Genomic DNA, 24,292 nt, shown 5'->3' with positions numbered 1-24,292 from the left:
CGGACTCTTACAGAAATCATTGTTTATTTGAAAATAACGAATTTCAACTTTTTCTTATTTAAGTATTCGATAATAGCAGGAAGCGCCTCAACCGTATGCTTCTTCTCATGCAGCACGTAGATACCACCAGAAGGATTAACCTTTTCGAAATAATCTAAAATTTCATCACGCGTGTCCGCATTCCAATCCTCCGGGTCGCGATTCCACATGAGCACCTTCATATTCTGCTTCTTCACCTGCGCAGCAAGCGCGCTGTTAATGAGACCGTATGGCGGCCGGAACAATGTTACCTGTTCTGCTCCATTGCTTATCAGCTCTTCATTCGTCTGCGCAATGTTCGCCAGCTTCGACTTATCGCTCAGCTTCGTCAGCTTGCTGTGGTCCCAGGAATGGTTGCCCACGGACATGCCTTGCTCAACTGCATAGCGGACCTCTTCTTGATGACGGCTTGCGTTCTTCCCTATAAAGAGGAACGTTCCAGCAATCCCATTGTCCTTCAAAATATCGACGATCTGCTTCGTGTACGCCGAAGGACCGTCGTCGAAAGTTAAGGCCACATACCCTTTGGGCAAACTATACGTATACCCATCCGACTTCAATTCCTGAAGCTGCACACTCGCATTGCTCGCTGCTTCCTTCGTCTGCTTCGGCGGCTCTTCCGTCTTCGCGGGCTGCTTCTCTCCCGCAGAGGGTTGCTCCTTCGAAGGCTGCTGCTCGCCCGTCTGCACATCGTCAGTCTTGGAGTCCGGCTTCGCTGCTCCTGACGTTCCCGATTGGGGCACTGCGGTGTCAAACGGTTCGATCTGCACTTTGTTAGCCGAACCCGCACCCGCTGCGTGTACGTTGACAGCAGCCTCAACCACCATTGATGGATAGCTTGTCCGGGCCGATTGCGAGGAATGCTCATTGATTGCATCAAGCTTATCGACGAACGACAACTCCTGCATGCGGAACATCATCGCGAGCAGCAGCACCAAGCTTAACAGCGAGGCTTTCCAGAGCAAGCCGTGGCTTCGCTGCAGCATCCTTCTACGGGAAAGCTGTTTAGCCAGCTGCTTGGACATTAATTCGGCTGCAGGCGCTGTCGAATTAACAGCTTGATCTGCCTCTGGCGTACTCGACGCTGTTACAGGCTGTTCTTCGGACAACTTCTTCCGCAGCTCAGACAACCCTTGTATGTAGGTGTTAGAACAAATAAAATACAGCGTCTCCTGGAAAGTACCTTTCATTCGAACGATCGTGCTATAGTAATGCCGCTTGTACGGATCCCATTTGGCATACAGCGACAATCGCATTCGATAGTCTTCCATGTGCAGTAGAGACAGCTGGCCATATGTGAAATCGTCCAGCTCAAACCAATCGATGTGCGCTTCTCCGCCCCCGCGGGTAATCGCGATCTCCATCTGGTAACGGTTAGACGATTGCTTGAGCGATAACAGCTCAACCATCGGAATCGTATTATGTGCCATAGAGCCCTCGTCCTCCCCTTGCCGTTTCTCCACATTCATCTATCATGACAAGGAACCGTTACTATTCAATTATTATTAGCTGTTGCTCTTTCCTTGTCCAAGCGGCGCGGACATTCGGCTTGTGAAATCGCTGATCATATTCGCCAAGTAGGTCTTCTCTTCGCGCATCGCTTCGTACTTCTGCTTCAGGTGGGTATTCTCAACCTCAAGCCTGTTCAGCTTGTCCTCAAATTCATTGATCACTTTCACCTTATCGGCCAGTGCTTCATTATGTTTCTGCAGCAGGCTGCCGTACTTCTGCTGCTCAAGCTCGATCGCGTTCTTCATTTCTTCGATTTCCCCTGTCAGCGTGCCTTGCAACTCGCGATAATCTTCCATCGCTTGATCAACCTTCAGGTTCTTGTCCGTCAGCTTGCGCTCGAGCTCGAGAATGTTCTTCTCGCGGTCGCTGATCACTTGATTGAGCGCTTTCACCTCACGGTTCAAGCGGTCCACATAACCACTGGAATGCGTCAGCCGATCCTGCAGCTCTTGTAGGTTCCGTTCTGCATGCTGTCTAGCCTGGATGACCTGCTCAACGGCGAATACGAGATCGAGCGAGCGTTTGTCCATATGCGTCTTGTTGATCGACGTCGCAAGCGGTGACGGTTCCTCTTCGGCGGCAGCCGAATAGACAAGAGCGTCCTCCGACTTCGTCTGGGGCTCTTCTTCTAGTTCCGGTCTATTCAGTTGCGGGTCCGTTTCTTTAACGGGTGATGAATCTTTCTTTTTAAAAAAAGGAGACCTCATGTCCTGCCCCTCACCTTATAAGTATAATTATGTAAGTTATTCGCACAATATGTCGAAATGATCTTATTCTTATTATAGAGGAATTGAGTATGAGCAAGACGAGACTTTATCCCTAAATTTAATTGCTACTTAGGTCCTAAACGCGCAGTTTAGTATGTTACCGAAAACAAAGACGACCGAGCTCCAATTGGAGCTCGGTCGCTATTAGTTTCTCACATTCGCAGGCGGGAAGGCCGCCCTCTGCTTATACGGAAGAGGTGCACTTCTCTCCTCTATCTCGCCTAATCGCCAGATAGAGGACTTTATACACACCTCTATCCCAATTAGCCTCAGGCGATGGAATGTTCCTGCTCCTGCACATTCTGCTTGTCCACTGACGCCCCTGTCTGCAGCTGCTGCGCTTGCCGAAGTCTGTCATAATACGGCATAAACCTCGCCGAGACAAGCGCCACGATCGGAACGGTCAGAATGACGCCGATGCTGCCGGTAATGCCTTGAAGAACCTCGATCGTCACCATGTTCATGTTCACCAGCTGGGTGAACGGAACTTTGTACGCATACAGCACGATCAGGGACATAAGCGAGGAGCCTGTGAACGCAAGAATGAGCGTCGTTGCCATCGTCCCCATCATATCGCGGCCAACGTTCATGCCCGCCAGGAACAATGACCGCCAGCCAAGCTCCCGATTGGTCTTGTACACTTCATAGACAGCGGAAGCAACTGTAATGCCCACGTCCATAATGGCGCCAAGCGCTGCCAGCAGAATGCCCGCAAACAACAGCCCGCCTACCGACATACCGGTATTGTCCGCGATTAGAATAAGCGTCTCCGAATCCGGCGTATTAAAGCCCGATATGTGCAGCATCTCGCCTGCTAGGCTTGCCTGCACACCCGCCAGGACAACCCCAATCATCGTGCCGAGGATCGCTGATATCGACTTCGAGCTCCATCCATCTAGCAGTAGCAAGGTGAAAACAATCGTAATCGTCACAACCAAGATGGCTGCCAGCATCGGCGAGTATCCACGGTACAGCATCGGTATAAACAAGAACACGATGCTAGCGAACGTAAGAACAAGGCCGGCGGCTGACTTAAGTCCCTTCTTCCCCCCAATCGCCCACAGAAATGCGAGGAATATGCCGACCATACCGTACAACAGCGGCGCTCGATAATAGCTATAAACGGTTACAGTGTATCGGTCTTGGTTCGCCGAATCGACATCAACGATCAGCTTCATCCCCGGCTTCGCATGTACGTTGTACATTGTGCTTAGATAGTTCGTGACCGATACGGTCTCGCCCTTGTGCTCCCCGCTCAACAGCCTTAGCGTCAGCTGCTGCGTTCCGTGGTACAGGCCGCTGATCTTCGGATCCTTCTCCAGTTGTTCATCCGTTATCTCCACTACTCGGGCCTTCTCATAACGAATATAGGAGGTGCCCCCTGTTTCGTTATAAGAAAACTCATCCAGCCGATTGAACCGATACACCGCCCCAACAAGTACGAGCAGCATAATTACAAATAAGGCCGATCTAAGTTTCGGCTGTGACAGCCTCTTAATCCAGTCTCCCACGTCCATGTCCCTCCGCATGATTCGATCCAATTTGCCACTATCATACGAATGAATTGTTACGCGTCTGTTAATTTACAAAAATTACATAATTTAACTGATTGTATTTTACAAATAAGCCGTACGATCATTGGGAACTTTGACGAATTTCTCGGGAGGTTGTAGAACGATGAAACGCAGCAGGACATACCGCTTATATGCGATCGGTCTTCTAGGGCTGATGCTGCTTACGATGATGCTAGCCTCTGCCCCAGCAGCCTATGCTCACGGTGGTGACAGCGTCGCCTATTCCGATATTACGCTGGAGAATGGCGACATTACGTATGATCTGCGCATCGATCTTTATGATCTGCGTCTTGCCGTCGCACCAAACGACATTGATGTAGGTGACTTCTCCGCTCCTGTGCTGGACAAGCTGATGCAGGACCGCCGACAGGAGATGGCGGACTATTTGCTCGACACAATCAAGCTTTACGCCGACAGCTTACCTCTCGAAGGCGAAATGCTGTCCATCAAAAGAACAGAAGCGCGCGACCAACCCTATGCGGAAGCCATTCTGCGTTTCCATGTCGGCGATAAGCCCGAACACTTCGTGCTCGACTATCAACCTATCTTCGACGACGTCGATCAATGGCATGTCAACTATGTCACCATGTCACTCGATGGCAGCGGCGGCAGCAAGCAGAGCTATGTCCTTTCTCTCGATACTCGTGAAATCAAGCTTGGCGAACTGAGCGCGCTGCGAGCGATCAAGCAGTTCTTCATCCTTGGCATCGAGCACCTCCTTACGGGTTACGACCACATTCTGTTCCTGCTCGGTCTGCTTATTGGCGCACGCTCCATTAAGCAAATTCTTGGCGTCATCACCTCGTTCACCGCTGCCCATACGATAACGCTGCTGCTTGCAGGCTTCGGCGTTGTATCTCTGCCAAGCCGGTTCGTCGAATCGGTCATTGCGCTTAGCATCATCTATGTCGCGATTAATAGCGTACTTAACAAGAAAAGCGCAACGAAGCATAATATGCTGCTTGCCTTTGGTTTCGGGCTTATTCACGGCTTTGGCTTCGCAGGCACATTGTCAGAGATGCGTCTGGATGGCGGACAGCTGGCTGCTTCCCTGCTTACATTCAACGTTGGCATCGAATTCGGTCAAATTATGATTGTGCTTCTGTTATTCCCAGCCATTCATTATGGCCGTCGAATCCGTTGGACGATTCCAGCGATGTCCGCCGCTATCTCGTGCTGCGGTCTCATCTGGCTCATTCAACGTGCATTTATGTAACCGCAATTACGACCGCTCCTCTTCGACAGGAAACAATCGGGATTTATTTACTTTACTTTATAAATTATTCCTAAGTTACTTAACATTCCCATGACATATTGAATCTACGATTGTATGCGGTGCCAGATCGGACAAGCTGTTCGACCGGCAACTACACTGAGGGAGGGTATTATCTTGTTTAATGTTTTAAACACGCATCGCAAAGGTATCCGCAAGAGCTTGTACTCGCTTCTGCTAGCAACGGTACTGACATCGTCGCTGACAGCATCGATTATTAACGCTGCGGATGACACCCAAACTGGCGTTACAACGCAAGCCGTTACCGCTGCTTACACGTGGAGCAACATTGCGCTTAACCCAGGTGCAAACGAGTCGGAACTGAACTTCACATGGTATACCGCGGAGAACCCTGCCGCTGCAGTCGTGCAGTTCGGACGGAAAGCTGACCTGCTTGCAGCAATTGATCCAGAAAGCGTTGCAACCTCGGTCACCGGCACGACTACGCAAGCTGGCACCTCTTATTCGAACAAAGTAACCATTAAAGGTCTGCTTCCTTCAACCGATTATGTGTATCGCATCGGTGATGGAAGTCCGGATCACTGGAGCGGCCTTTATGAATTCAAAACGCAAAATGCCAACCAATACAGCGTTATGTTCGTCGGCGACCCTCAGATCGGCGCTGGCGGCAACGCAACTACAGATGCTGCGGGCTGGAATAACACGCTGACTACGGCGAGAAGCATGTTCCCGAACTTCAGCTTCATCATGTCCGCTGGCGACCAAGTCAACACAGCGACAAGCGAAACGGAATATTCGCAGTACCTGAGCCCCTCCCTGCTCCGCAGCATTCCGGTAGCGACGGTTGTCGGTAACCACGATACGGCGGTGAACTACAAGTATCACTTCAACCAACCGAACGAATCGACAACGAACGGCGTGACGAGCGCCGGCGGCGACTACTACTATACGTATGGCGAATCGCTCTTTATCGTCCTGAATACGAACAATCCAAGCGGCGCTACGCATGCGGATTTCATCGATCAGGCCGTTAAGGCTAATCCGAATGCACGCTGGAAGATCGTAACGTTCCACCAATCGATCTACAGCGCAGCAAACCACTCGACAGAGGCAGGTATCGCGAATCTTCGCGCCGCTCTGTTCCCAGTATTCGATCAATACAAGATTGACATCGTCTTCATGGGCCATGACCACTCGTACGTACGCACGTACCAAATGCAAGCCGACCAGAAACAGCTTAACCAGACGGTTGACGCTAACGGTCGCGTCATCAACCCGACGGGTATCGCATACATCACGGCGAACTCGGCAAGCGGCAGCAAATACTACGAGCTCAAAGCAACGCCCGAGGTATATTCGGAAGTGCGCAGCCAGCTGAAGGTTCCAACGTACTCCATGATCAATATTGACCACAACACGATTACGGTTAACACCTACCGTGCAGACAAAACAGATGCGAGCGCACTCGTCGACACGTACACGATGGTGAAAACAGACACGAACGGCCTCGACGTAGTTCCTCCGACGAAACTGACGTATACAACGGACGACACCGCGCTTGACACGACTGGCATGGTTGTAAACAAAATCAACCTTGACGGTTCCACGACTGCGCTCTCCCCGAGCGATGTAACGGTTACAGGCTTTGACGCAAGCTCTGCTGGTACGAAAGCAATCACCGTCACATACACGGTTGCCGGCGTAGCGTACACGGACACGTTCGACATTCAAGTAGCTCAAGCCGCTTCGTATGTGAAGGTTTACGCGAAGCAAGGCGTCATTATCCGCACGACGGATGAGAATGCCGAATTCTACCTCTCCCTCGGACATGCGAAACAAGTGACGTCGCTTGACGTAACGATCAATTATGACGCTGATAAATTCAAGTTTAAGCAAGCATCGAATGTTGGCGCTATTAACGGCCTTATCCAAGTGAACGATGACAAGAATGGTGCGGTCCGCATTCTGGCTGCCTATACAGATCCGCTTACATTGAATGAGTTCACGGACTTGATCAAGCTGAACTTCGATCCGGTCGACCCAAGTGCATACAAAGTACAAGCCGACATTGAGCTGGCAAAAGCATCGACTGCCTCAAGCATCGGCATTAGCAACAACGATGAGATCGTCGCTAACGTTGATTCGCCATTCGCGTCCACGATTCTTCGTTCGTACAAAGACATTATGGATGTTACGGGAGATGGCCATCTGACGATCTCCGACGTATCGCGCGCTATCGAATCGTACCGTGTCACCTCCGCTGATACAGACAAATGGCCTACTGCTTCGCGCGCAGACGTAAACTTCGATAATGTTGTCGACGTAACGGACTTGACGCTCATTATGACTGCCGTTGTTCAAGAAGCACACAACAAGAATTAAAATAGCGTTCAATTCGCTGCATCGGCGCAAGCCATTCAATGAAGCAGGAGAAGGCAACAGCGCCTCCTCCTGCTATTCTAAAATAACGAGGAGTTCACGATGATGAAAATCAAACGAATAGCCGTCCTTCTCTTCATCTGCTGCTTGGTTCTCCCTATGAACGTATTTGCCGCTGATTCTGCCAGCAGCAGCGGGTCGGATCTTATTCAATGGTCGCGGCAAGCCGTTGCTGTCGACAGCTCTGCCTCTACCTTCTCGGTCGACATCGTCATGGGCAAGCACGATCCTTTCAGCAGCTTGGAATTCGGAGTAAAGCTCAATGGACCCATTACGCTCAAAGACATTTCGTACAATCAAACCGTGAGCAACAACAGAGTATCCGCAGTCAGCAACAATACGCAATACTTTGGTTTCGTCGATACGACAAACCGTTACAATGGTGATTTCACCGTCTGCACGCTCACCTTTAACTATGCAGATAACGCGTCAGCCTCCGCTACAATCGTGGAAACGAATGTTACGACGATTACCGGAGTCGGCACAGCAAATAAAGAGAGCTTAGCTCCGAACAAGACAGTCACGATTACTCGCAATACGACATCGGTCACGCCAACTGATCCAGGTAATACTGGTAATACCGGCAATACCGGCGGCACAGACTCGAATGGCTCTAATGAACAGCCGAACAAAGGCCGCTATCTGTTTAACGTAGATGATTTCACGGCGCTTACGGCGCTGGAGAATGGTTCGACTGATGCACAAGGCGTCAAAACGGCTGTCTTCAAAGTAAAACAAGACGAGATCGGCAGCGCGAATGAAATCGCCGTCCAATTTTCCTCGCTCTTCGTGAACTCGAACGAGCGCCGCTATATCCGAATCGAGACGCCATTCGGTACGGTTACGCTTCCTGACCATGTCATCCCGGCTAACCAGCTTGGCTCTGCTTCAACGATTACGCTCGTCATTAAGAAAGTTGATGCCGCTGCCCTGTCATCGGCGGTTAAGCAGCAGCTTGGCGGTAAACCAGTAATCGATCTGAGCTTCGAACTCGATGGCAAACCAATTGCATGGAACAACAACAATGCGCCCGTGACCGTCTCTATCCCTTACGCGCCAACAGACGCTGAGCGCGGCGATCTGAATGGCATCCTTGCTGCTTATATTGATGGGAGCGGCAATGTTCAAATCGTACCAAGCGGCCGCTACCATGCGGAAAGCGGAGCCGTTGTGTTCCAAGCGACGCATTTCAGCACCTATACTGTTATTAAAAGCACGAAGACGTTCGATGACATCGCAACGTCTTGGGCGCGCAAAGATATCGAAGCGCTAGCCGTACGCGGCATCATTACAGGCACTTCAGCAACCCGCTTCGCGCCTAATGCCGAAATCACGCGCGCAGACTTCACGAAGCTGCTGGTCGGTGTACTTGGCAAGCATGCCGAAGAATCGGGCGAAGGCTTCAGCGACGTACCAGCTAATGCTTATTACTACGATGCCGTTATGACGGCGAAAGCGCTTGGCCTTGCATCGGGTTCCGGCAAAAACGAGTTCCGTCCGAAGTCGCCAGTGACGCGCCAAGATATGATGGTGCTGCTGGAGCGCGCATTCACCGCTTCCGGTCACCCGCTGACGAAGACGGCCGAACTGAAGGCGTACAAGGATGCGAAGCAAGTATCCGCTTATGCACAGGAGAGCGTTAGCAAGCTGATTGCTTCGGGCATCATTAGCGGCAGCGACGGCAAGCTCCGTCCGCTCGACCATCTGACTCGTGCGGAAGCAGCGAAAGTGCTGCGTCTGCTCTACGAAGAGCTGTATTAATCATCATTCGCCCGCATGCCATCGTCGCTGACGAGGTATGCGGGCGTTTGTCTGTACCCGCCGCAAACGGTGACGGTGATCCGTGCAGTTGCCTCATTTGACACTCGATTAGGTATAGTTCTATAGTGAAATCAATAGATGTTTGCAATTTTATTCCAATTAAAACCAAATATGAGGAGGTGTGCCGAAGCTGGCAATGCTGGCTGAGGCAGTAACGTATGCGAATTGCACAAGGCATTGAAATGCTCGAATTGAAAGCCGGTCCTATGCAAATCAACCCGACCGTCGTTTATGACGCGGACGGTTACTGGGTCATTGATACGGGACTTCCCGGCAGCCGAGGCCCCATTGAAGCGCTGATTACAGAAGCAGGTCTTGATGTGAGCAAGCTGCAGGGCATCATTCTGACTCATCAGGATATTGACCATATCGGCGGTCTGCCGCAATGGCTGGACGCACCGGCAGGAAGAGAAATTCCAGTCTATGCGCATGAAGAAGATCGCGCCCCGATCAATGGAACTGCGCCAATGATCAAAGTGAGTCCTGAACGCCGTGCTTCGCTGCTGGAATCGATGCCTTATCCGGTGCGGCAAGCATTCCTGAACGTATTCTCCGGCGAACATGCGAATGTAACGAATGTATTGTCGAACGGTGAAACCCTGTCGTTCGGCGGCGGGTTGACGGTTATCCATACACCTGGCCACACGCCAGGCCATATTAGCTTCTATCATGCACCAAGCAAGACGCTTATCGCAGGCGATGCATTGACTGCTGCGGATGGCGTGCTGAATGGCCCGAACCCGCCTTTCACTCCCGACTATCCGAAGGCGCTGCGTTCGCTTAACAAGCTTGCTTCATTCGAGATTGACAACGTCATCTGCTACCACGGCGGACTTGTCAGCGGCAAGGAGGTGCAGCAGCGTATCGCCGAGATCGCATCCTCGGAAGCATAAGCATGCTGCTTGAAACGATATGAGCCAATCATCTTTGACTGCACATCCTGTCGTAAGGCTTTTGTATACATTAACGCTCTCGCTGGTAGGTGGCTTGCTGTTCAAGCTGCTGCATGTTCCGCTGCCTTGGCTGCTTGGTCCGATGACGTTCACCTTGATCGGTTCGAGAGTGGTGAAGACCGTTCGCCCGTCATGGCCAGGCTGGATTCGCGATACAGCGCTTATCCTGATCGGTTATTCGATCGGTCTGACCTTCACAATGACGACATTGCGCCAGATCGGTCATCAACTGCCTACCATGGCGCTGATGACGTTCATTCTAATCCTGTTATGCTGCCTGCTAGCATGGATGATTACGCGGCTGTCCGGCTTGCCTTTCCCGACGGTCTTAATGGGCAGCATTCCAGGCGGACTTACGCAAATGGTCGTCTTGGCAGAGGATACCAAAGGGATCGATCTGACGGTCGTCGCGTTTCTGCAGGTCGTACGGCTGCTGATGATCATTTTCTGCGTACCCGTGCTCGTTTTCAGTCCGATGTTCGGCGGAGGCAGCAGTGCCAGAGCAGCGTCCGATACGGTGAGTGCTGTCGTTGAACATGCAGCAACCTTGGCCAGCACGGGCTGGGGAGTCGTGGCGTTGTATGCAGTGGCCAGTGTGGCCGCCGCGCTGCTCGCGAACAAAATTCATTTTCCATCTGCCTATATGTTAGGCCCGATGATCATTACTGCAATCCTCCACCTGGCTGGCGTCGAAGGCCCCGCGCTTCCCGTCTGGGCACTTAGCGCAGCGCAGGTTATGATCGGCACCTATGTCGGTCTGCTGCTTAAGCCGGAGAAGCTGCAGAATAAAGGACGCGTTGTACTTCTCGCTATTACGAGCAGCACCCTTCTTATCGCCAGCACGATCGGCTTCAGTTACTTGCTGACACAGCTGCATGCCATCTCCAGCACGACTGCCTTCTTAAGTCTGGCGCCAGGCGGCATGGATCAGATGGGCATTATCGCGCATGAAGTCAATGCCGACATCTCCATCGTTACCGGTTATCAAATCTTCCGGACGTGGTTCATCTACTTCGCCATTCCTCCACTCCTTCGCTTACTGTTCCGCGCGCTGAAACGTCGCAAGGTGCAGCAGCAAGGCGTGTGAGTCGGGTAGCCCCAGGTCCAAGCGGACTTAGGGGCCTCCTCTTTTTCTGGAGGGAAAAAGTTCAGTTTGAAATCCATAGCCCGTAAGATAGCTTCGTGCGAAAATCGGCGCGACGCATTAGATCGGAACCGGGTACATTATATAGAAGAGGAGGCTGACGAAGATGATCAAAGTGTTGGCGGTGGACGATGAGGCCAGTATCTCAGGCGCCATCGCGTATGCGCTCAAGAGAGAAGGCTACGAGGTAGAGACGGCCTCGGACGGCCAGGAGGCGCTCGAGAAGGTACGTTCGTTCCGCCCCGACGTTCTTGTTCTCGACGTCATGATGCCTAAGTTAAACGGATATGAAGTATGCCGCCGTCTCGAAGGGACGGATCGACCGGCCATCATGCTGCTTACGGTGAAGAATGACATCGTGGACAAAGTGATCGGCCTGGAGCTGGGGGCCGACGATTATATGACCAAGCCCTTCGACATGAGGGAATTGGTTGCCCGAGTGAAGGCGCTCGCGCGACGCCGGACTCCCGCCCCGCCGCCGAAAGCCGTTGCTTCCGAGCGAGAGATTCTGACGATCGGCGAGCTCGTCGTCGATCCTTCAGCCCACACCGCCCGGGTCGGAGGGGACCAAGCCCTTGATCTCACCCCGAAGGAGTTCGAGCTGCTCGTGCTGCTCGCGCGCAATCCAGAGAGAGTTTATACCCGCGAGAGTCTGCTCGAGCTTGTCTGGGACATGGACTTCGCCGGGGGAACGCGCACCGTCGACATTCATGTCCAGCGGCTGCGCAAGAAGCTGGGAGACGCCCATGGCTTGATCCAGACCGTTTATGGAGTTGGTTATAAAATGGTGAAGGCGCCGTGAAGAGAGCCCCTTCTTCGGCATGAAGTGGCGCATCTCCTTGCTGCTGGCCCTATTGCTCGCTTTCGTGCTGACCCTGCTCAGTTCGCTTGTGCTGGCGGGCATCCGCGAGGACCAAAGAACCCGCCTAGAGCGAACGTTCGAGCACCAGGCGAGCCTCGCGAACCTTCGGGTGCGCGAGGCCTTCTTAACCGGCGAACGCGTGGCGCCGGACGCGTTCATGGACGACAGCGGTCAGAACCTCGCGGTCGACATCGGCGAAGTAAGCGGCATGGCCGTCACGCTCTACAAGACGGACGGCAGCTTCGCTGGGACGTCGCTGCCGATTCAGCCGCATGCCGACGTCCGGGATGCGCTGGCGATCACCGCGAAGGGGCAGTCCGCTTATATTACCGAGGGCGATGTCATCCTCTACCTTGCGCCTCTATATAACGCGGACGAGCGGCTCGGGACCGTTCAGTTCCACGGCTCTCTCGCCGAGCAGAGAGACTTCTACGCCCGCATCCGTAACCTGTTCCTGACGACCGGGGGCGCCGTTCTGGCAGCTGGCTTCCTGATCGGGTTCCTGTACGTGAGACGCCAGGTCGGCATCATAGCCAGGCTGAACGAAGACGCAAGCAGGATCGGGCAAGGCCGATACCTCGCCTCCCCGTCGGTACGCCGCAAGGACGAGCTCGGGCATCTGTCGCGGGGCATCTTCGAGATGAGCGAGAACATCGCTTCGTCGGTACGAGAACTGACGGAAGAGAAACGGAAGCTGATCGAGGCCATTGCCCGACTCGAGGAGCTGAAACGTCAGCAGAAACAGTTCATCGGCAACATCAGCCATGAGCTGAAGACCCCGCTTACCGCCATTCTCGCTTATTCCGATCTTCTCGGCATGTACGGCGACGATCCAGAACTGCTGGACAAGGCGTCCACGGAGATCCGACAGGAAGCTAAGCGCCTGTACAAACTCGTAGAGAAGGCGTTGAAGCTATCCTCTATGGACGTCTACGACTTCCAAGCTGCAGCGCGTTCTCTTCCGATCGTTCCTGCGCTAAGAGAGGCGATCGGCCGCATTCAAGTCAAGGCGGATGCAAGGAATATCCGCATCGAGGCCAGACTAGAAGAAGGTAATGTGTGGGCGGACCCAGACAACCTTGGCCATATACTGCTCAACCTGCTCGATAACGCGGTGAAATATAACAGGGAAGGCGGAGCAATCCGAATCGCGAACGCCGTCAGGCCGGGCACCGATGGTAGCGAACTTATGCAGATTGAGATCGCTGACACCGGGATCGGGATTCCGCCTGAAGAACGCGAGCGGATCTTCGACCCGTTCTATACCGTCAGCGACGACCGTTCCCGCGAGACGGGCGGCACAGGACTGGGTTTGCCGCTCGTCCGAAGCCTCGCCGAGAAGCAAGGCGGGACCGTTCATCTCGCCGAGTCCGGCCCGGAAGGCTCGCGTTTCGTCTTGGAGCTGCGACTCTTCGATGCCGAGGATACAGAGACGAACTGAAATGTTTACAAGTTCGATACAAGCCGGATATCTATTCGAGATATCCGGCCTTTATATTTAGAGTCAGCAGGGACGTCAATGACGCTTAAGACGGCGGCAGAAGCCAGCGAGTCGATGATCCCTGCAGCTCGATCAGGAGGTACGGACAATGGGGCATGACGGAGCATGGAGAATCGCGATGCTCGGAATCATCGCAGCTGTGACCACGGGGCTTGCCGGTTGCAGCTCGGCGGACAGCGGGTCGATCCTGACGCCTAACGAAGGTCGGACGCTGACCGTCGTGAAGGACGGAGGACGCAAGCCTAACGATGATGTCGCGGTGTCGCGAATTCATCGTCTGGAAGGCGCAGCGATCGCGAAGTGGCTGTCTGATGACAAGGTGAGCATCATCTTGACGAAGATGACCAAGGCCGCTACGCAGACGGAAGAAGCGAAGTTCGAGTACTTCGAGACGAACGTCGACCTGCTCACCGACTCGCAAGGGCAGCTGCTGCCCCTTAAAGAGCCATCCGCCCCTGGAGCGACGGTGCGGGAGACGGTCTCCCCGGGCGGCAAGCTCGCCTTCATTCAGGAATGGCACGACAAATACACCGCTTCGAACTACGTCCTGAACCTGACCACGCAGCAACGCATCGAGGTAAAGGTCGACAATTATCTCGAGAAAGGCAGCTGGCTGGATGAAGACACTTATATCTTAGCAGCCGGCTCCATGAACGGCCGAGGCGAGCTCTACGCCATTCAAGCGGATGGCCGGAGCGAAGTGATTCCGCTTCATGACCCGGACGTGGAGACGTTCGAACAGTTCGAAGCCGGCCATGACAGAATCTACTATGTGGACGGCAAGCAGACGTTGAAGGCTTTTGCGCTGGGAGACGCTGCTCCAACGACACTAGTCAAGGGAGCAGGAGAGTTCCGTTTATCCCCCGACGGTACCCGAATAGCGGTAACCCCCGCCTACGCCGAAGGCGTATCGAGTACCAAGTTAACGATGTACAATAGCGCGGGCAGCGCGCAAGGCTACATGATCGGCAAGGGTGATCTCATTAACGATGTGGCCTGGTCCCCGGACGGCTCGATGCTCGCCTTCTCAGTCTACGCCGAGGAGAAGAGCGGCATGAACGGCGTGTACGTATACGACTCGGCCACGGGCAAAGTATCGCCTGTCGGACCATCTTATTTCCCGCAGTATCCTCTCAGTTGGAATCCTTCCGGCACCCGGCTCGGCGTGACGGTAGGTGGAGAGAATGGACTGCCGGTAACGCAAATCATAGATTTTAAATCATAAAGGAGCGATTCATATGACAAACATGATGAAGAAATCAGTACTCGGCGTAATGGTGCTTGGGATGACGGTAGCGGGCGCAGGCGGCGTGTATGCCGGAACCAACTTGCAGAAGATCACCGCCTATCTGAACGGCAGTCTAGACATCCAGGTGAGCGGCAGCCACTTCACCGCAAAGGATGGGAATGGCAACAAGCTGTCTCCAATCACTTACAACAACACGACCTATCTTCCTGTAAGAGCGGTAAGCGATGCGCTTAACGTGCCGATCGTCTACGACGCGGCAACGCAGCAGGTCCGCATCGGCACGGGCACTACGGCTGCCGTAGTCGACGTGACTTATACCGCGGCGCAGATCAAGGCGATCAAGGCAGCGTTCGCCGGCTTCGACGGCTTCGAGACCGCATACGCTCCTACGCTGATGAACAAAGGCGACGCCTTTCAGAAAGCAGTCGGTACGGGCGATGGCGTAAATCTCGTCTTCTCCCATATGATTGTCAACGTGTCCCCTCGCGATTATTCGGACGGTTACGAGAGCAAGGAAGTGACGTTATCGAACGGCGTCAAGGCCAAATGGTATACGCCTAGCGATGTCCCTATGCTGAGCTTCCAGCTCGACGATCGCATTGTTACGATCAGCTCCCCGGACCAAATGGTATCCAAAGCGCAGCTCGAGAAGATCGCGGTCGGTGTCGCTAAGCTCAAATAATCCCGGTCGGTTTCAACAACCATTACGCATTCTGTTCTGCGCACTCGAGCGTCGTGAGGTACAGCAGCAGAGTGCATAACGAAAAGGGCTGTCCTTGAAAGTCATCCTTGCAGATGACCACAGGATCGGCCCCTTTTCTATTCATGATTCCTAGTGTTGTGCGAGCCTCATCGGATTGCAATGGAAAATAGTAATTGGCGTTAATATTTTACAAACGGTTTATCCTCCCCTTCAGTCGTGTATAGTTAGTTGTGCTCTATTCGATATAAGAGGGGGATACACACGCTATGAGATTTATAAAACGATTAGCATTCGCGGTCGTTCTAGGCATCATCATCGGCGTATGGCTCGGCATGAGCGGTACGAATTTTAACACAACGACGTTGATCCTCATCGTCGCAGGTATAGTGGTCGTCAGCTATGGTGCATGGATCATTCCTACGAATTACTTGCTTCGTTACTCGCGCAACAACGACGCAGTGGACAAGTGCATTAGAAAACTAGGCCGCACCATTCCTTATTATGCAGCGGTATGCGATCTGATTGACGGTAAGCCGGAATCAGCTGCCGAGAAATTAGGGAGCATTAATAACGATAAGCTTCGGGCTGTACTAGGTGCCAATCTTGCGATTGCAAGCGAGCGCTGGCAGGAAGCCGAGCAGCATATTAATCAGCAGGACAACAATGACGTGAAGTATGTGGCCCGTGCGCTAGTAAGGCTGCTGCAGGACGATCAGTCCGGCTTCGAACAATCCAAGCGAATGGTTGATCATCAAGGCCTGAAATACGCGCTTGAAGCAGAAGAGGCATTCCGTCGCGGCGACTTCACGAAGGCGGACGAGCTTGGCGAATTAGCCATCGCGCATACAGCGGGATTGCAGCGTTATGCATTTATTCGCTACCGCGAGCTCAGAGTCGCTGAGCCGAATCGGAAGACTTATTTCTAATGGTACCCGTCAAAAATACAACAAGGCTGAACAGAGGGACACTCCCATCTGTTCAGCCTTGTTTGTGACCCGATAGGGTCTACTTCATCAACTTCCTAATGATCGCAAGCCCCGCCTTCGATGTCGGGTAACGCAGCGGGATATCGAACCATGTTGCCTGCCGCAGTACACTCTTCTGATGCGAGAACGTGAAGAACGTGTTCTCCCCATGGTAGCTGCCGATCCCGCTCTCCCCTACCCCGCCAACCGGCAAGTACGATGAGGCAAAATGCATGAGCGTATCATTGATGCACCCGCCGCCAAACGACAGACGGTCGATGACGCGTTGCTGAAGCTCACGGTTGCTGCTGAACAGATAGAGTGCGAGCGGCTTCGGCCGCGCCAGTACCGCTTCGTACACGTCCTCGATCCGATCATACGCGAGCACCGGCAGCACGGGGCCGAAGATCTCATCCTGCATCACTGGTGATGACCAGTCGACGCCGTCCAATACGGTCGGCGCAATCGCAAGCTGGCTCGCATCCGTCTGTCCGCCAATCACAACCCGGCCATCACGAAGAAAAGCCGCCAGCCTTGCAAAATGCCGATCGCTGATCAAATGCGTATAGCTCGGATTGCGCAGCGGATCATCCCCATACAGCTCTTTCACCGCCGCAGCCAGGTGCCCGAGGAATGCATCCTTCACCCCGCTCTGCACGTATACATAGTCCGGCGCCACGCACGTCTGACCCGCATTCGTGAACTTGCCGAACGCAATCCGCTTGGCGGCCAGCTTCAGATCCGCGTCGCCGCTAACGATACAAGGACTCTTGCCGCCAAGCTCCAGCGTCACGGGCGTCAGATGCTTCGCAGCCGCCGTCATGACAATTCGACCGACATGCGTACTCCCCGTGAACAGAATGTAATCCGTCTTCTCCGCCAGCAGCGCCGTGCTCGTCTCGACGCCGCCTTCGACAACCGATACCCACTCCGGTTCGAACACATCCGCGATCACCGCTGTTATTGCGCTCGACACATGCGGCGCCAGCTCCGATGGCTTGAGCACAACCGTGTTGCCCGCAGCAATCGCGCCAACGAGCGGTACAAGCGCGAGCTGCAGCGGATAATTCCACGGCGCAATAATCAGTGCGACGCCGTAAGGTTCCGGCACAATGTAGCTTTTGCTTCCCCAGTGAGTAAGCGGCGTACGAACGCGCTTTGGTTTCGCCCAACTCCGCAGCCGCGATAGCGCATGACTGATTTCCTTGTACACGAGTCCGATCTCCGTCGTAAACGCCTCGAACTCCGACTTGTGCAGATCCTTCTGCACCGCCGCAAGCAGCGCTGGCTCATGCTTCTTCACCGCATCGCGCAGCGCCCGCAGCCGCTTCAGCCTCTCGCCAAGCGACTTCGTTTGCTCCTCCTTGAAAAATGCCCGCTGCCGTCCGATTAACGCCGGAATGTCCATGTCGACTGCCGTCCTCTCTATTTTCCCTTGCGCTTGTTGCGTTTCATGTTACAATACTTTCAATCCAATTCCAATGAAGGAGCGAATTTCCGTGGCGCTACGCACACGATTGCTAAGCTTACTCCCATGGCTCATCCTGCTCATGAGCACGCTGTACATCTTCGTCATCCCTGCAGATCCACATGCGGTTAAGCTCTTGTTCAAAATCATTCCGATGCTGCTCATCATCACCTATACATTCCTGCATTTTCCGCAGAAAAGCAAACGCTTACAATGGGCGACGTTGATCGGCCTCGTCTTCTGTATGTTCGGCGACGGCCTGCTCGACTGGTTCGTCGTTGGCCTGTCTGCATTCCTGATCGGCCATCTATGCTATATGACAGGCTTCTTCGGCGAATGGCGCTTCTCCGCTTGGCGGCTCGCGTCGATCGTCCCGATCGCAATCTACGCCGCTTACATGGGAACGCAGCTTGTACAGGCACTTCAGGACGACGATAAGAACGGACTTGTCATTCCCGTCATCGCCTACATTACCGTTATCGCCTTGATGGCTTGGTCCGCCATCATGACCGGCCGCCTCTGGGCGACGATCGGCAGCCTGCTCTTCCTTGCATCGGACTCCATTCTGTCGTGGAACCTGTTCGTCTCCGACATCACCTATGCAGGCACGCTCATCATGACGACGTACTATGCGGCGCAGTACTGCATCGCACGCAACGTTGCTGTTATGTCTAAGCAACGCTAGACCACAGCACCTATCGCCAGCCGCCGTCCCAATCTGGGTCGGCGGCTGTTTGCTTTATCCGCGATTCAGCACGTTATCCTCCAGCACCGCGAACTTATCGCCGTACTCGCGAATGATGTGCTGCTCGCCCCAATTACAAAGCGCCGTTAGAATGGAGCCAAGCGTCTGCCCGTATTCACTCAGTTGATACTCCACCTTCGGCGGCACCTGGTTATAGACGATCCGATCGACGATGCCGTCCTGCTCCAGCTCGCGCAGCTGCTGGGTTAGCATTTTCTGCGTAATGCCAGGCATCAACCGCTTCAGGTCGCTTGTCCGTTTCTTGCCATGCGTCAGATGACATAGGATGACGCACTTCCACTTGCCTCCAATAACCTCTAGGGTTGCTTCGACGGAGATGTTGTATTTCTTGCCGGTTGCCGTTGTTGTCATGCGTTTCACTACCTCTCCCATAGGCACTGGAAAGTGCCTATATTACTTTTTAGTATCTATAGCACTTAAAAGTACGTACTGTTGTTTTGGTTCTAATACCTCCATAATAGCACTTACCGGCCGGTCAGCACCACTTGGTATAATCCGCTTCCTTTCGGGAAACGAATGGCACTGCAATACGTACAAGTAAAGGACGATTCATTATGCATCTTCATCCCAAACAAGCTAATTTGGCGCTTCTCATGCTTGCCTTGAGCGCCTTCGCAATTGGAACAACGGAGTTTATCAGCGTCGGGCTGCTGCCGCTCATCGCCGATGACTTGCACATATCGGTTGCGACTTCTGGCCTGACCGTAACGCTGTATGCGCTCGGCGTGACCATCGGTGCGCCTGTCTTAACGTCACTGACAGCTCGCATCCCGCGCAAGAAGCTGCTTATCGCCATCATGCTGACGTTCATTATCGGCAACGGATTAGCCGCATCTGCAACAAGCATCGGCATACTGCTAGCTGCCCGCGTCATATCCGCTTTCGCCCACGGCGTCTTCATGTCGATCGGCTCCACGATCGCCGCTGACCTCGTGCCGGAGAACAAGCGGGCCAGCGCTATCTCGCTCATGTTCTCGGGCCTTACTATCGCGACCGTAACAGGCGTGCCGCTGGGCACCTACCTCGGTCAGCAGCTCGGCTGGCGCTTCGCCTTCGCTATCATCGTTGCGATCGGCATCGTTTCGCTGCTGTCGCATCTCGCGTTGATCCCGTCGAACTTGCCGAGTGGACAAGCAGCGCGTCTTCGAGAACAGCTGAAGCTCGTCGCACGCGGCAGACTGCTGCTTGCTTTCGCAACGACGGCGCTTGGTTACGGCGGAACATTCGTTGTCTTTACTTATTTGTCCCCGCTTCTTACCCATGTATCCGGGTTCAAGGAAGCGACAACGGCTGCGATCCTGCTGCTGTACGGCATCGCTATTGCTATCGGCAATATGATCGGCGGCAAGGTCGCGAACAAGAAGCCTGCTCACGCCCTGCTGTACATGTTCGCGCTGCAAGCGATCGTGCTGCTCGTGTTCACCTTCACCGCACCGTACCAAGGCGCTGCGCTGGTGACCGTATTCCTGCTTGGCCTGCTCGCGTTCATGAACGTGCCCGGACTGCAGGTCTACGTTGTGATACTGGCGGAGCGATTTGCCCCGCAAGCGAAAGATTTTGCGTCAGCCGTCAACATTGCAGCCTTTAATGCCGGCATCGCGATTGGCGCCTACACAGGCGGCATCGTTGCCGAGCAGCTTGGCCTCGTCCATACTGCATGGGTCGGAGCTATAATGGTATTCGGCGCTGTCATCCTAACGGCATGGATGCGAAGGCTGGAAGAAAGAGACACTAACTCACAGACGAACCAACCCGCGGTGTACCGCAATTACAAACCACTGGAGGACTAAAATAATGACAACAACAGCTCAAACACTGCAATCCACAACGACTCTTAGCAACGGTGTAACAATGCCTTGGCTCGGCCTCGGCGTATTCCAAGTGGAAGAAGGCGCCACGTTGATCGATGCGATCAAGTCGGCGATCAAGTTCGGTTATCGCAGCATCGACACAGCTGCTGTCTACGGCAACGAGCAAGGCGTCGGACAAGCGATTCGCGAAGCGATCGCGGAGACGGGCATCGACCGCTCCGAACTGTTCGTCACCTCTAAGGTGTGGAATGCTGACCTTGGTTATGAGGAGACGCTTGCTGCTTTTGACGTAACAATGGCGAAGCTGGGGCTCGATTACCTTGACCTGTATCTCATTCACTGGCCGAAGGAAGGCAAATACAAAGAGGCATGGCGTGCACTTGAGACGTTATACAAGCAAGGCCGCGTACGGGCGATTGGCGTCAGCAACTTCCATATCCATCATCTGGAGGATGTGATGGCGGGTGCGGAGATCGTGCCGATGGTCGACCAAGTCGAGTACCATCCGCATCTGGCGCAGTTGGCGCTTCGCGAGTTCTGCGCAGCGAATGGCATTCAGCTGGAAGCATGGTCGCCGCTGAAGCAGGGCCAGCTGTTGAACGAGCCTACAATCGCGAAGCTGGCGGACAAATACGGCAAATCCGTCTCGCAAATCATTATTCGCTGGGATCTGCAGAATGGCGTCGTCACCATTCCGAAGTCCGTGAAGGCGCATCGGATTGCCGAGAACGGCTCTGTCTTCGACTTCGCGCTGTCCGATGAGGACATGGCGCTGCTGAACAGCCTGAACCGCGATGAGCGGGTAGGTCCGGACCCGGACAACTTTAATTTCTAATTGCAGCGAGTATGCGAAAAAGCCTTCAAGCACTTTTATGCTTGAAGGCTTTATTTGGTACAAACAATTGCTTACGCTTCCTTCCGAATCTGCTTGCTTCGCAGCTGTCCGCATGCCGCATCGATGTCCGCACCATGCTCCAGACGTACGCTGCAGCTGACGTTCTGCTTCTTGAGCGTATCGTAGAACGCATCAATCGCTTCCGCCGTACTGCGCTGATACTGACTGTGCTCATCGACCGGATTGTACGGAATGAGATTCACATTCACTAGATCGCGGCGGTCGCCAACCAACTCCGCCAGCTCAAGCGCATGCTCCACCTGATCATTAACATCCTTGAGCAAGATATATTCGAGCGTAATGCGGCGATTAGTCTTCTCCAAGTAGTAGTCGATAGCGTCCATCAGCTTCGCAATCGGAATCGCTTTGTTGATCTTCATGATGCGCGTACGCAGCTCATCATTCGGCGCATGCAGCGAAACAGCCAGATTCGTGTTCAGATCCGAATCGGCGAACTCGCGAATTTTGCCGGCAAGACCGCTCGTCGAAACCGTAATATGGCGCGGCCCAATCGCCAAACCCTTATGATCCTTCACCGTGTTGATGAAGTCCGACATATGCTTGTAGTTATCGAACGGCTCACCGATACCCATCACGACTATGTGGCTGACCCGGTCGCCCTGGCCCGCCGCATCCAGATACAGCTGCACCTTCATAATCTGCTCGGTAATCTCGCCGCTCGTCAGGTCGCGGCTCTTCGCCAGCAGTCCGCTCGCGCAGAAGCTGCAGCCGATATTGCAGCCGACCTGCGTCGTCACGCATACCGACAGACCAAACTTGTGGCGCATAAGCACCGTCTCGATTAGGTTGCCATCAGACAACCGGAACAGGAACTTCACAGTACCGTCCGCCGATACCTGCTTCGTGTGCTCCTCGAGCGTGCTGATCCCATAATGCTCTTCCAACAGCGCCAGGCATGACGGGTTCACGTCTGTCATCTCAGCAAACGTAGTCACCCGCTTGCGATACAGCCAATCCCATACCTGCTGTGCGCGAAACTTCTTATGTCCATGCGGCTGCAGCCATTCGATCAACTGCTCCTGCGTAAATCCGTATACGGATGGTTTACTCATTGGTTGTTGCCCTCGCTTATATTTCTTCGGAATAAACCGCACTGCACCGTTCAAGACGGCCCAGTCGTTTCCCTTTGCTATATCGTATTGTCCCAGAACTTATCCGAAAATACAAGGTGAAACGGCTGAAGACGCCGTCGCATCCTACCTAACTCTATGCAAAAAGCGCCCCTATCCGAAGATAGAGGCGACCTGACGATCACAGATTAATGATGACCTTCCACTGCATCGACATGCGCCAGATGCTTGCGGTTCACCCACAGGAAGACAACCGACAGCAAGACGCAGACGCCGCCAACCGTGAATGGCATATGCGGGTTGTACCACTCGGACAACTTGCCGGCGAGGTAAGGCGCGATCGCGCCGCCGATGAAGCGCAGGAAGCTGTAAGCAGCCGAAGCCGTCGAACGTTCGATCGTCGATGCGTTCATAACGCCCGTCGTAATGAGCGTATTGTTATTGCCGAGGAATGCGCCGGACAGAACAACCATGCAGACAACAACTTCTTTGTTGTACGTCCAGTTGGCGATTACGAGCAGCGTCAGCGCGAACAGGAACAGCTGCACGCACATTGCAGGAACCGTACCCTGCCACTTCTGCAGCTTAGGCGCCACGAATACCGACGTGAATGCCAGCAAGAGACCCCAGCCGAGGAAGACGTAACCGAGTTGATGCTCGTCGAAATGATGAATATGACCAAGTACAAGTGCCGCATATACGAGCAGTGTGAAGAAGCCGAAGTTGTACAAGAATGCTGCGATGCCAAATGTGCGAAGCGCACGGTTTTTCAATGCGCGGAACGGATCCAGCAGCGACGTCTTGCGTTTCGGTGCCGCTGCAGCGTTGTTCTTGCGGGATGGCATCAGCGTCATTAGCAGAATGAATGCGATGATCATGAGGCATGCTACGCCGAAGAACGGTCCACGCCAGGAGATCGAACCAAGCTCGCCGCCAAGCAGCGGGCCTACCGAGATACCAAGACCTACGGCAACCTCGAACAAGATAATCGATTTCGCAACGCCCGTCTTGGACATCGATACAACCGCCGTCAGTGCTGTTGCAACGAACATAGCGTTGCCTAGCCCCCAACCGCCGCGAAGCAGAACGAGGCTCATTACACTGTCCGACCAGCCTCCAAGCGCTGAGAAGATCGCGATGAGGATAACGCCTAGAATAAGCGTTCCCTTGATACCGACACGCGACGAAATCGCGCCTGTAATGAGCATAGCGATGGCCATGACGGCATTATAGCTCGTGAAGAGCAGCGTCACGTCGGAGTCCGATGCGTTGAAGTTCTTCGCGATCGATGGGAGAATCGGGTCGACTAGACCGAGGCCCATGAATGCGATGATGCAGGCAAAAATAACGGCCCACACCGCCATCGGCTGGCTGAACATGCTTGTTTTGGGTTCAAGTGAACCTTTGGATTGTTGCATTGTTGCTCAGGCTCCTTTTTCTTTAATTGCGTGTTCAAAAAGTTCGGTTTTCAGCACCGAGAAGGTTGGAGGAAGCAGGG

Annotated in this window: 20 protein-coding genes; 13 read left to right on the top strand and 7 right to left on the bottom strand. The window is 53.8% G+C overall.

All coding sequences use genetic code 11. The features are described 5' to 3' along the window. Positions 1 to 23: 23 nt before the first annotated feature. The 3 genes from H8B09_RS17675 to H8B09_RS17665 form a co-directional block, all read right to left on the bottom strand. Positions 24 to 1,469, bottom strand: a complete 1,446-nt coding sequence (locus H8B09_RS17675) for a polysaccharide deacetylase family protein (RefSeq protein ID WP_191204873.1) — start codon at positions 1,467 to 1,469, stop codon at positions 24 to 26. Positions 1,470 to 1,544: 75 nt separating this feature from the next. Next, positions 1,545 to 2,258 carry a hypothetical protein gene (locus H8B09_RS17670; protein ID WP_191204872.1) on the bottom strand — a complete coding sequence of 238 codons (714 nt, stop codon included), beginning with the start codon at positions 2,256 to 2,258 and terminating at the stop codon, positions 1,545 to 1,547. A gap of 329 nt (positions 2,259 to 2,587) precedes the next feature. Continuing rightward, positions 2,588 to 3,829, bottom strand: a complete 1,242-nt coding sequence (locus H8B09_RS17665; RefSeq protein ID WP_397376079.1) for a YibE/F family protein — start codon at positions 3,827 to 3,829, stop codon at positions 2,588 to 2,590. Positions 3,830 to 3,995: 166 nt separating this feature from the next. Here H8B09_RS17665 and H8B09_RS17660 point away from each other — a divergent pair, with 166 nt between their 5' ends. The 10 genes from H8B09_RS17660 (at position 3,996) to H8B09_RS17615 (ending at position 16,724) form a co-directional block, all read left to right on the top strand. Beyond that, complete coding sequence (locus H8B09_RS17660) at positions 3,996 to 5,108, top strand: HupE/UreJ family protein (RefSeq protein ID WP_191204871.1); 1,113 nt, start codon at positions 3,996 to 3,998, stop codon at positions 5,106 to 5,108. Between the two features lie 174 nt (positions 5,109 to 5,282). Beyond that, positions 5,283 to 7,508, top strand: coding sequence for a fibronectin type III domain-containing protein (locus tag H8B09_RS17655; RefSeq protein ID WP_224753710.1), 2,226 nt, complete (start codon positions 5,283 to 5,285; stop codon positions 7,506 to 7,508). Positions 7,509 to 7,607: 99 nt separating this feature from the next. Then, entirely contained in the window at positions 7,608 to 9,326 is a 1,719-nt protein-coding gene (locus H8B09_RS17650; protein ID WP_224753709.1) for an S-layer homology domain-containing protein, read from the top strand. A gap of 218 nt (positions 9,327 to 9,544) precedes the next feature. After that, positions 9,545 to 10,279, top strand: coding sequence for an MBL fold metallo-hydrolase (locus H8B09_RS17645; protein ID WP_191204868.1), 735 nt, complete (start codon positions 9,545 to 9,547; stop codon positions 10,277 to 10,279). Positions 10,280 to 10,313: 34 nt separating this feature from the next. Further along, on the top strand, positions 10,314 to 11,426 hold the full coding sequence (locus H8B09_RS17640; RefSeq protein ID WP_224753708.1) for an AbrB family transcriptional regulator: 1,113 nt from the start codon (positions 10,314 to 10,316) through the stop codon (positions 11,424 to 11,426). A 163-nt stretch (positions 11,427 to 11,589) separates the two neighbouring features. Further along, positions 11,590 to 12,285 (top strand): response regulator transcription factor, encoded by a 696-nt coding sequence (locus H8B09_RS17635; protein WP_191204866.1) that lies wholly within the window; start codon positions 11,590 to 11,592, stop codon positions 12,283 to 12,285. Positions 12,286 to 12,502: 217 nt separating this feature from the next. After that, on the top strand, positions 12,503 to 13,786 hold the full coding sequence (locus H8B09_RS17630; RefSeq protein WP_318152650.1) for a sensor histidine kinase: 1,284 nt from the start codon (positions 12,503 to 12,505) through the stop codon (positions 13,784 to 13,786). Between the two features lie 148 nt (positions 13,787 to 13,934). Further along, positions 13,935 to 15,071 (top strand): TolB family protein, encoded by a 1,137-nt coding sequence (locus tag H8B09_RS17625; RefSeq protein ID WP_191204864.1) that lies wholly within the window; start codon positions 13,935 to 13,937, stop codon positions 15,069 to 15,071. Between the two features lie 13 nt (positions 15,072 to 15,084). Next, a complete protein-coding gene (locus H8B09_RS17620; protein ID WP_191204863.1) occupies positions 15,085 to 15,777 on the top strand; it encodes a stalk domain-containing protein in 693 nt (230 codons plus the stop codon). 287 nt (positions 15,778 to 16,064) lie between these two features. Then, positions 16,065 to 16,724 carry a hypothetical protein gene (locus H8B09_RS17615; protein ID WP_191204862.1) on the top strand — a complete coding sequence of 220 codons (660 nt, stop codon included), beginning with the start codon at positions 16,065 to 16,067 and terminating at the stop codon, positions 16,722 to 16,724. A 79-nt stretch (positions 16,725 to 16,803) separates the two neighbouring features. On the opposite strand, the gene H8B09_RS17610 is transcribed toward H8B09_RS17615, so the two are convergent. Then, positions 16,804 to 18,171 (bottom strand): aldehyde dehydrogenase, encoded by a 1,368-nt coding sequence (locus H8B09_RS17610; protein ID WP_191204861.1) that lies wholly within the window; start codon positions 18,169 to 18,171, stop codon positions 16,804 to 16,806. Between the two features lie 91 nt (positions 18,172 to 18,262). Between H8B09_RS17610 and H8B09_RS17605 the strand changes: the two genes are divergently transcribed. Then, on the top strand, positions 18,263 to 18,916 hold the full coding sequence (locus H8B09_RS17605; RefSeq protein WP_318152649.1) for a lysoplasmalogenase: 654 nt from the start codon (positions 18,263 to 18,265) through the stop codon (positions 18,914 to 18,916). Positions 18,917 to 18,970: 54 nt separating this feature from the next. Here the strand turns inward: H8B09_RS17605 and H8B09_RS17600 are convergent, their stop codons facing one another. Next, positions 18,971 to 19,348, bottom strand: a complete 378-nt coding sequence (locus tag H8B09_RS17600; RefSeq protein WP_191204859.1) for a winged helix-turn-helix transcriptional regulator — start codon at positions 19,346 to 19,348, stop codon at positions 18,971 to 18,973. Between the two features lie 203 nt (positions 19,349 to 19,551). Here H8B09_RS17600 and H8B09_RS17595 point away from each other — a divergent pair, with 203 nt between their 5' ends. Both H8B09_RS17595 and H8B09_RS17590 read left to right on the top strand, forming a co-directional pair. After that, on the top strand, positions 19,552 to 20,787 hold the full coding sequence (locus H8B09_RS17595) for an MFS transporter (RefSeq protein WP_191204858.1): 1,236 nt from the start codon (positions 19,552 to 19,554) through the stop codon (positions 20,785 to 20,787). 4 nt (positions 20,788 to 20,791) lie between these two features. After that, a complete protein-coding gene (locus H8B09_RS17590) occupies positions 20,792 to 21,643 on the top strand; it encodes an aldo/keto reductase (protein WP_191204857.1) in 852 nt (283 codons plus the stop codon). Between the two features lie 71 nt (positions 21,644 to 21,714). On the opposite strand, the gene rlmN is transcribed toward H8B09_RS17590, so the two are convergent. After that, positions 21,715 to 22,776, bottom strand: coding sequence for a dual-specificity RNA methyltransferase RlmN (gene rlmN / locus H8B09_RS17585; protein WP_191204856.1), 1,062 nt, complete (start codon positions 22,774 to 22,776; stop codon positions 21,715 to 21,717). A gap of 206 nt (positions 22,777 to 22,982) precedes the next feature. Beyond that, positions 22,983 to 24,212 (bottom strand): MFS transporter, encoded by a 1,230-nt coding sequence (locus H8B09_RS17580; RefSeq protein ID WP_191204855.1) that lies wholly within the window; start codon positions 24,210 to 24,212, stop codon positions 22,983 to 22,985. Between the last annotated feature and the right edge of the window lie 80 nt (positions 24,213 to 24,292).

This window comes from Paenibacillus terricola (assembly GCF_014779765.1).
GTDB lineage: Bacteria > Bacillota > Bacilli > Paenibacillales > Paenibacillaceae > Paenibacillus_T > Paenibacillus_T terricola.
The sequence above is the reverse complement of the archived record's forward strand: the minus strand, read 5'-3'. Positions and strand labels throughout refer to the sequence as shown.

Bases quoted from the DNA above. Each gene is read 5' to 3' on its own strand.
- H8B09_RS17630 (WP_318152650.1), top strand. From the start codon at position 12,503: ATGGACGACAGCGGTCAGAACCTCGCGGTCGACATCGGCGAAGTAAGC.
- H8B09_RS17580 (WP_191204855.1), bottom strand. From the start codon at position 24,212: ATGCAACAATCCAAAGGTTCACTTGAACCCAAAACAAGCATGTTCAGC.
- H8B09_RS17595 (WP_191204858.1), top strand. From the start codon at position 19,552: ATGCATCTTCATCCCAAACAAGCTAATTTGGCGCTTCTCATGCTTGCC.
- H8B09_RS17625 (WP_191204864.1), top strand. From the start codon at position 13,935: ATGGGGCATGACGGAGCATGGAGAATCGCGATGCTCGGAATCATCGCA.
- H8B09_RS17635 (WP_191204866.1), top strand. From the start codon at position 11,590: ATGATCAAAGTGTTGGCGGTGGACGATGAGGCCAGTATCTCAGGCGCC.
- H8B09_RS17590 (WP_191204857.1), top strand. From the start codon at position 20,792: ATGACAACAACAGCTCAAACACTGCAATCCACAACGACTCTTAGCAAC.
- H8B09_RS17600 (WP_191204859.1), bottom strand. From the start codon at position 19,348: ATGACAACAACGGCAACCGGCAAGAAATACAACATCTCCGTCGAAGCA.
- H8B09_RS17615 (WP_191204862.1), top strand. From the start codon at position 16,065: ATGAGATTTATAAAACGATTAGCATTCGCGGTCGTTCTAGGCATCATC.
- H8B09_RS17620 (WP_191204863.1), top strand. From the start codon at position 15,085: ATGACAAACATGATGAAGAAATCAGTACTCGGCGTAATGGTGCTTGGG.
- H8B09_RS17650 (WP_224753709.1), top strand. From the start codon at position 7,608: ATGATGAAAATCAAACGAATAGCCGTCCTTCTCTTCATCTGCTGCTTG.
- H8B09_RS17670 (WP_191204872.1), bottom strand. From the start codon at position 2,258: ATGAGGTCTCCTTTTTTTAAAAAGAAAGATTCATCACCCGTTAAAGAA.
- H8B09_RS17610 (WP_191204861.1), bottom strand. From the start codon at position 18,171: ATGGACATTCCGGCGTTAATCGGACGGCAGCGGGCATTTTTCAAGGAG.
- H8B09_RS17645 (WP_191204868.1), top strand. From the start codon at position 9,545: ATGCGAATTGCACAAGGCATTGAAATGCTCGAATTGAAAGCCGGTCCT.
- rlmN (WP_191204856.1), bottom strand. From the start codon at position 22,776: ATGAGTAAACCATCCGTATACGGATTTACGCAGGAGCAGTTGATCGAA.
- H8B09_RS17660 (WP_191204871.1), top strand. From the start codon at position 3,996: ATGAAACGCAGCAGGACATACCGCTTATATGCGATCGGTCTTCTAGGG.
- H8B09_RS17675 (WP_191204873.1), bottom strand. From the start codon at position 1,469: ATGGCACATAATACGATTCCGATGGTTGAGCTGTTATCGCTCAAGCAA.